Below are 7,808 nucleotides of genomic sequence, written 5' to 3'. Positions count from 1 at the left end.
TCATCGTAAAACTATTAATAGTTTTCCTACATTGGTGATTTTTAACTTTTCGCCATCATGAGCTTCTGCAAGTGAAGTCACAAAAACATCTAATCCTCCTAATCCCATGTGACCTGTAGATGAAAAATAAAGGTCCTTTTTTCTGAAATAAATGGAATAACTCCTTCCCTATTGTATTTACAGCAGCAAGATTCATAGGCTCTGATAAAGTGCCTGTCGATCTATTTCAACATACCAGATATCTGAACTACTCTTTCCATCCAAACCTAGTACACTTCCAGGTCTATCGCTAGAGAAATACAACCTAGATTCTTTTCATTTAAAGCTGGGTGAGCTGTTGACCACTCGTCGCTATTGATTGCTAGTTCTTCTATATTCCCCATCCGTCTTCTGTTTTACTAGTCTAAATATTTTCAACTTATTTATTTCATTTACTTTCTTATACTTTTTATTGAAATAATTATTGCTGGTGTAATAGATCGTTTGACCGTCTTTCGTGAATACTGCATTACTTTCATGAAATTTAGTATTCAAACTTTTGATCGCCATTTCCAAATTTTCTAGGATTAACAAGTTCTAAACTTGCACTATCAATTTGAGCAACATATAAATCTAAAAACTGTCGTTCACTCCATTTATGACGTCTGTTAATCATAGAAGCAGAATCCTTTGAACTTGCATATACCACTTCATTACTCCCATTAAGATAAGCGGTTCCAAATTCTGAGACTCACTATTTATCTCTAAATTTTTAATGGTATATCTCCATGATTGAAGTTCAATCATCTCAAGATAATTTTTATCGTTTACAAAAATTTCAGTAAAAGAATCAGCTCCTTAATTTTTTGATATTCTACTAATAACGCATCAGCCTTATCGTAATCCTTTACCGCTTTTAAACTTTGAACATATCTAAAATAGTATTCACTTTCTATTGCGCCATCGTTATTCTCAAATAGTTTTGTATACCATTTGTGTGAATTTGAATAGTCGTTATTGAAGTAATAAGTATCTCCTAGTTTTTTATAGACATTACTTGTCCCGTAACCGTCCTCCACCATATTTAAATACATTTGTTGTGCATCAATAAAAGCATACTCATCATATACTTTATCTGGCTCTATTACATTTCTATCTTGAGCGAGAGATATCGTGGAAACTAATCCTAGTATAACAATTAAATATTTCATTTTAACTTTTTAATTTTATTAAAGAATCTTGGTGTGATAATTCTATCGTAGCTGTTGAACAATTCAAATCGCAAGAATAATTCATAACTACCGTCGTTGTATATCGCATTACCTAATTCTGTAGTCTCGCGATCATAGGCAAATCCTATCATCATTTGATCACTTATTTGAAATCCTACTAATCCAGTAACAGCAGCACTCCACCTATAGGCCGCTCCTACTGTGAACTTCTCGTTGAATAAGAAATTTGCCGTTAGGTCAACCTGTAAAGGTGCTCCTTGTACCATCTTTACTAGTCCAGCTGGCTTGAACTTAATGTTATCATTTAAATCAAAAACATATCCCACGGTTCCAAATAAGTGTATACGCTCCTCTGCTATAAACGTGGCTGAACTCGTGTCGTTATCTTCATCAAAATGATCCGTCTGTAATAAATTAGGCGAACTCAATCCTACGTAAAACCTCTCCGTATGATAATACAGTCCTAATCCTACAGTAGGTGACAATCTATTGTTACATTCTCACTCAATCTAGGATCTCCTGGATCAAAAATATTTAGCTTATTAAAATCAACATTTAACACGTGGATTCCTCCCTTAAGTCCAAAGCTTAATCTTGCCTCGTCTCCTACGGGAATCGTATAACTAAAATCTGCCGCTACATAGGTCTCATCAGCTGGTCCTATTTCGTCATTCACAACACTCAAACCTAACCCTACTCTACTATTGGCAATAGGAGTATGAAACGACAAAGTTTGTGTGCGTGGTGCTCCATCCAATCCAACCCATTGACTACGATGTAATCCAACTATACTCGCTACACCGCGATTACCAGCATAGGCCGGATTTATAACTATCGGATTATACATATACTGACTGTACTGTGGATCCTGTTGAGCTGTTAACGCTTTCGCGAAAGCGAAAAAAACAAAGACAACTATTAATTTTTTCATGCTTGTATTCTTAATAATTAATCTAGACTTAGACTTCCATCTAAGCCTAGATTTATTTCATTTTATCTGATGTATAAATAACCGGCCAATTTCTGAGTTTTTCCAAATCATCTATATATTCTACTACATAGAAGTATGTACCAGTCGGTAATTTCTCACCTTGCTCGACGGTAACTCGTCCTTCTGAAACACCTTCAAACCTACGAGTTTCATTATCGTAATTCTCAGTATTATAAACCTCAATACCCATCTATTATAGATATGAACTGTATTCTCAAAATTCTCAATACCTTCTAATATGAAATAATCATTTCTACCATCCTCATTAGGCGTAACTGCATTCCATACTCTTATTCGACGTGGATCTGAATCTAGATAATCTGGAATTCCATCACCATCGATATCACTAGTATCTCCTGTGTTTGGATTACCATCTCCATCTGGATTTGGCCTTCATCCATAGTATCAATTCCATCGCCATCATCGTCTGTATCTAGGTAGTCTGGTATGCCATCTCCATCAGAGTCTTGATCGGTAGGATCATTATCACCATCGTAGTCTTCAAAAATCGTATCTACACCATCTCCATCATCATCGGTATCAAAAACATCTGGAACACCATCTCCATCTGTATCACCTCTTGTAAGTTCCACTCCATTTGGAACATTATCCATATCACAATCTGCATCTAACCATTCTTGAGAAGGTGTTGTTGATTGATCATCTAGATTAACACTACATGGATCTTGTGGATCTGTAGGATCTCCACCGTTTGGAGGGAATAATTCATCAATATTGGATACGCCATCTCCATCACAATCTAAGACATCCCATGCTCCTGATGCCAGACTTACGTCTTGTGATATTGAGTCATAATCACATGGATCTTGAGTATCAGTCCCGTCTATTAATTCCTGTCCGTTAGTTACTCCATCACCATCACAATCTAACATAGCCCATTCATCACTTGGAGCTATTGTCTGACTAGTGGTAAGATAATCACAAGGATCATTTAGATCAGTACCGTCTGCGATCTCATCACCATTAGTAACTCCATCACCGTCACAATCTGCATCTAGAAAATCGCCTCCTTGAGTTAAAGTAATACTTCCTACTATTAGATCACAAGGATCAATTGGATCAGTCCCATCGATTATTTCATCACCGTTAGTAACACCATCACCATCACAGTCTAGCGCATTCCAAACTGATGTTACTATTGTTAAATCTTGGCTGTTCACATCATAATTACAAGGATCTTGTGGGTCGGTTCCATCATTTAATTCGGTACCGTTTGAAACACCGTCACCATCACAATCAGCACCTTGCCACCCTGGAGAAGTAACAGACACATCCTGTTGTGATGCATCGTAATCACATGGGTCATTAGGATCTGTTCCTGATGTTAATTCGTCTCCATTAGTCACTCCATCACCATCACAGTCTGCTGACAAATAGTCTCCTGATTGAGCTACCGTAATACTTCCAACATTTAAATCACACGGATCGTTTGGATCAGTTCCGTCTGCTATCTCATCAGCATCGGTTACTCCATCTCCATCACAATCTACTGTGCTGGTTACTGCTACTGTTATTTGTGACACGTTGTAATCACACGGATCGTTAGGGTTAGTTCCATCTGGTGTACTTGGATCTCCATCTGGACCATTGATCTCATCAGCATCCGTTACTCCATCTCCATCACAATCAACTGTGCTGGTCACTGGAACTGTAATACTACCTTGATCATAATCACAAGCATCGTTTGGATCGGTTCCGTCTGCAATCTCATCAGCATCTGTCACTCCATCTCCATCACAGTCTACTGTGCTGGTTACTGATACTGTAATATCTGCAACATTATAACTACATGCATCGTTTGGATCGGTTCCTGCGGCTATCTCATCAGCGTCAGTTACTCCATCTCCGTCACAATCTACACCACTTGTTACTGCTAAAGTCACACTTGCTGGATCATAACTACACGCATCGTTTGGATCGGTTCCGTCTGCTATCTCATCAGCATCGGTTACTCCATCGCCATCACAATCTACTGTGCTTGTTACTGCTACTGTTATTTGTGACAAGTTGTAATCACATGGATCGTTAGGGTTAGTACCATCTGGTGTACCTGGATCTCCATCTGGACCATTGATCTCATCAGCATCGATTACTCCATCTCCATCACAGTCTACTGTGCTGGTTACTGGTACAGTTACGCTACTTTCGTTATAACTACAAGCATCGTTTGGATCGGTTCCGTCTGCAATCTCATCAGCATCTATCACACCATCTCCATCACAGTCTACTGTGCTCGTTACTGCTACAGTAATATCTACAACATTGTAACTACACGCATCGTTCGGATCGGTTCCTGCGGCTATCTCATCAGCGTCAGTTACTCCATCTCCGTCACAATCTACACCACTTGTTACTGCTAAAGTCACACTTGCTGGATCATAACTACACGCATCGTTTGGATCGGTTCCGTCTGCTATCTCATCAGCATCGGTTACTCCATCGCCATCACAATCTACTGTGCTTGTTACTGCTATTGTTATTTGTGACACGTTGTAATCACATGGATCGTTAGGGTTAGTACCATCTGGTGTACCTGGATCTCCATCTGGACCATTGATCTCATCAGCATCGATTACTCCATCTCCATCACAATCTACTGTGCTGGTTACTGGTACAGTTACGCTACTTACGTTATAACTACAAGCATCGTTTGGATCGGTTCCGTCTGCAATCTCATCGGCATCTATCACGCCATCTCCATCACAGTCTACTGTGCTAGTAACTGATACCGTAATATCTGCAACATTGTAGCTACATGCATCGTTTGGATCGGTTCCTGCTGCTATCTCATCAGCATCCGTTACTCCATCTCCGTCACAATCTACACCACTTGTTACTGATACTGTTACACTTGCTGGATCATAACTACACGCATCGTTTGGATCGGTTCCATCTGCTATCTCATCAGCATCGGTCACTCCATCTCCATCACAATCTACTGTGCTCGTTACTGATACTGTTATCTGTGACACGTTGTAATCACATGGATCGTTAGGGTTAGTACCATCTGGTGTACCTGGATCTCCATCTGGACCATTGATCTCATCAGCATCGATTACTCCATCTCCATCACAATCTACTGTGCTGGTTACTGGTACAGTTACGCTACTTACGTTATAACTACAAGCATCGTTTGGATCGGTTCCGTCTGCTATCTCATCAGCATCTATCACTCCATCGCCATCACAATCTACTGTGCTCGTTACTGCTACTGTTACATCTGCAACATTGTAACTACATGCATCGTTTGGATCGGTTCCGTTTGCTATCTCATCAGCATCGGTTACTCCATCTTCATCACAATCTACCATACTCGTTACTGCTAACGTAACACTTGATGGATCATAACTACATGGATCGTTTGGATCGGTTCCATCTGCTATCTCATCAGCATCGGTCACTCCATCTCCATCACAATCTACTGTGCTCGTTACTGATACTGTTACATCTGCAACATTGTACTACATGCATCGTTTGGATCGGTTCCGTTTGCTATCTCATCAGCATCGGTTACTCCATCTCCATCACAATCTACCATACTCGTTACTGCTAACGTAACACTTGATGGATCATAACTACATGGATCGTTTGGATCGGTTCCATCTGCTGTATTTGGATCTCCATCTGGACCATTAATCTCATCAGCATCCGTTACTCCATCTCCATCACAGTCTACTGTGCTGGTTACTGATACTGTAATATCTGCAACATTATAACTACATGCATCGTTTGGATCCGTTCCGTTTGCTATCTCATCAGCATCCGTTACTCCGTCTCCATCACAATCTACCATACTCGTTACTGCTAACGTAACACTTGCTGGATCATAACTACACGCATCGTTCGGATCGGTTCCGTCTGCTATCTCATCAGCATCTATCACTCCATCGCCATCACAATCTACTGTGCTCGTTACTGCTAACGTAATATCTACAACATTGTAACTACACGCATCGTTTGGATCGGTTCCTGCGGCTATCTCATCAGCATCGGTTACTCCGTCTCCATCACAATCTACCATACTCGTTACTGCTAACGTAACACTTGATGGATCATAACTACATGCATCGTTTGGATCGGTTCCATCTGCTGTATTTGGATCACCATCTGGACCATTAATCTCATCAGCATCCGTTACTCCATCTCCATCACAGTCTACTGTGCTGGTTACTGATACTGTAATATCTGCAACATTATAACTACATGCATCGTTTGGATCCGTTCCGTTTGCTATCTCATCAGCATCCGTTACTCCGTCTCCATCACAATCTACGTTACTTGTTACGCTACTGTTACACTTGCTGGATCATAACTACACGCATCGTTCGGATCGGTTCCGTCTGCTATCTCATCAGCATCGGTTACTCCATCGCCATCACAATCTACTGTGCTTGTTACTGCTACTGTTACATCTGCAACATTGTAACTACATGCATCGTTTGGATCGGTTCCGTTTGCTATCTCATCAGCATCCGTTACTCCGTCTCCATCACAATCTACCATACTCGTTACTGCTAACGTAACACTTGATGGATCATAACTACATGCATCGTTTGGATCGGTTCCATCTGCTGTATTTGGATCACCATCTGGACCATTAATCTCATCAGCATCCGTTACTCCATCTCCATCACAGTCTACTGTGCTGGTTACTGATACTGTAATATCTGCAACATTATAACTACATGCATCGTTTGGATCGGTTCCGTTTGCTATCTCATCAGCATCCGTTACTCCGTCTCCATCACAATCTACGTTACTTGTTACCGCTACTGTTACACTTGCTGGATCATAACTACACGCATCGTTCGGATCGGTTCCGTCTGCTATCTCATCAGCATCGGTTACTCCATCGCCATCACAATCTACTGTGCTCGTTACTGCTACTGTTACATCTGCAACATTGTAACTACATGCATCGTTGGGATCGGTTCCTGCGGCTATCTCATCAGCATCCGTTACTCCGTCTCCATCACAATCTATCATACTCGTTACTGCTAACGTAACACTTGATGGATCATAACTACATGCATCGTTTGGATCGGTTCCATCTGCTGTATTTGGATCTCCATCTGGACCATTAATCTCATCAGCATCCGTTACTCCATCTCCATCACAGTCTACTGTGCTGGTTAACTGATACTGTAATATCTGCAACATTATAACTACATGCATCGTTTGGATCCGTTCCTGCGGCTATCTCATCAGCATCCGTTACTCCGTCTCCATCACAAATCTACGTTACTTGTTACTGCTACTGTTACACTTGCTGGATCATAACTACACGCATCGTTCGGATCGGTTCCGTCTGCTATCTCATCAGCATCGTATCTACTCCATCGCCATCACAATCTACTGTGCTCGTTAGCTGCTACTGTTACATCTGCAAACATTGTAACTACATGCATCGTTTGGATCGGTTCCGTTCTGCTATCTCATCAGCATCGGTTACTCCATCTCCATCACAATCTACCATACTCGTTACTGCTAACGTAACACTTGATGGATCATAACTACATGGATCGTTTGGATCGTTCGTCTGCTGTATTTGGATCTCCATCTGGACATTAATCTCCATCAGCATC

Annotated in this window: 7 protein-coding genes and 4 pseudogenes; all 11 read right to left on the bottom strand. The window is 40.8% G+C overall.

Annotated elements, in window-relative coordinates; all coding sequences use genetic code 11:
- Positions 1-523: 523 nt before the first annotated feature.
- Complete coding sequence (locus BST93_RS14415; RefSeq protein ID WP_258150449.1) at positions 524-655, bottom strand: hypothetical protein; 132 nt, start codon at positions 653-655, stop codon at positions 524-526.
- Between the two features lie 151 nt (positions 656-806).
- Positions 807-1,190 (bottom strand): tetratricopeptide repeat protein, encoded by a 384-nt coding sequence (locus BST93_RS00475; RefSeq protein WP_105017688.1) that lies wholly within the window; start codon positions 1,188-1,190, stop codon positions 807-809.
- Positions 1,187-2,142: pseudogene (locus BST93_RS00470) on the bottom strand (PorP/SprF family type IX secretion system membrane protein). The gene BST93_RS00475 and the pseudogene BST93_RS00470 overlap by 4 nt, the downstream one beginning before the upstream one ends.
- A 52-nt stretch (positions 2,143-2,194) precedes the next feature.
- Positions 2,195-2,442 (bottom strand): annotated as a pseudogene (locus tag BST93_RS14410) (T9SS type B sorting domain-containing protein).
- Between the two features lie 71 nt (positions 2,443-2,513).
- Positions 2,514-5,534 carry a hypothetical protein gene (locus BST93_RS00460; RefSeq protein WP_373420723.1) on the bottom strand — a complete coding sequence of 1,007 codons (3,021 nt, stop codon included), beginning with the start codon at positions 5,532-5,534 and terminating at the stop codon, positions 2,514-2,516.
- A gap of 48 nt (positions 5,535-5,582) precedes the next feature.
- Positions 5,583-5,636: pseudogene (locus tag BST93_RS14805) on the bottom strand (hypothetical protein); the annotation flags it as partial.
- Positions 5,637-5,665: 29 nt separating this feature from the next.
- Entirely contained in the window at positions 5,666-6,244 is a 579-nt protein-coding gene (locus tag BST93_RS00455; RefSeq protein ID WP_105017686.1) for a hypothetical protein, read from the bottom strand.
- Between the two features lie 189 nt (positions 6,245-6,433).
- Positions 6,434-6,487, bottom strand: a pseudogene (locus tag BST93_RS14800) (hypothetical protein); the annotation flags it as partial.
- Between the two features lie 17 nt (positions 6,488-6,504).
- The gene (locus BST93_RS00450; RefSeq protein ID WP_105017685.1) at positions 6,505-7,383 is read right to left on the bottom strand and encodes a hypothetical protein; all 879 of its coding nucleotides are present in this window, start codon (positions 7,381-7,383) and stop codon (positions 6,505-6,507) included.
- Complete coding sequence (locus tag BST93_RS14795; RefSeq protein WP_219843728.1) at positions 7,337-7,459, bottom strand: thrombospondin type 3 repeat-containing protein; 123 nt, start codon at positions 7,457-7,459, stop codon at positions 7,337-7,339. Before BST93_RS14795 ends, BST93_RS00450 begins: the two co-directional genes overlap by 47 nt.
- A 162-nt stretch (positions 7,460-7,621) precedes the next feature.
- The coding region (locus BST93_RS14135) for a hypothetical protein (protein ID WP_181072513.1) at positions 7,622-7,808 on the bottom strand (187 nt) is incomplete at its 5' end.

The organism is Nonlabens tegetincola (assembly GCF_002954355.1).
GTDB lineage: Bacteria > Bacteroidota > Bacteroidia > Flavobacteriales > Flavobacteriaceae > Nonlabens > Nonlabens tegetincola.
Note: the sequence above shows the minus strand (reverse complement) of the source record. Positions and strands in the feature narration are given on the sequence as shown.

Bases quoted from the DNA above. Each gene is read 5' to 3' on its own strand.
- BST93_RS00475 (WP_105017688.1), bottom strand. From the start codon at position 1,190: ATGAAATATTTAATTGTTATACTAGGATTAGTTTCCACGATATCTCTC.
- BST93_RS00455 (WP_105017686.1), bottom strand. From the start codon at position 6,244: ATGGTAGATTGTGATGGAGACGGAGTAACCGATGCTGATGAGATAGCC.
- BST93_RS00460 (WP_373420723.1), bottom strand. From the start codon at position 5,534: ATGGTAGATTGTGATGAAGATGGAGTAACCGATGCTGATGAGATAGCA.
- BST93_RS00450 (WP_105017685.1), bottom strand. From the start codon at position 7,383: ATGTTGCAGATATTACAGTATCAGTTAACCAGCACAGTAGACTGTGAT.
- BST93_RS14415 (WP_258150449.1), bottom strand. From the start codon at position 655: ATGATTAACAGACGTCATAAATGGAGTGAACGACAGTTTTTAGATTTA.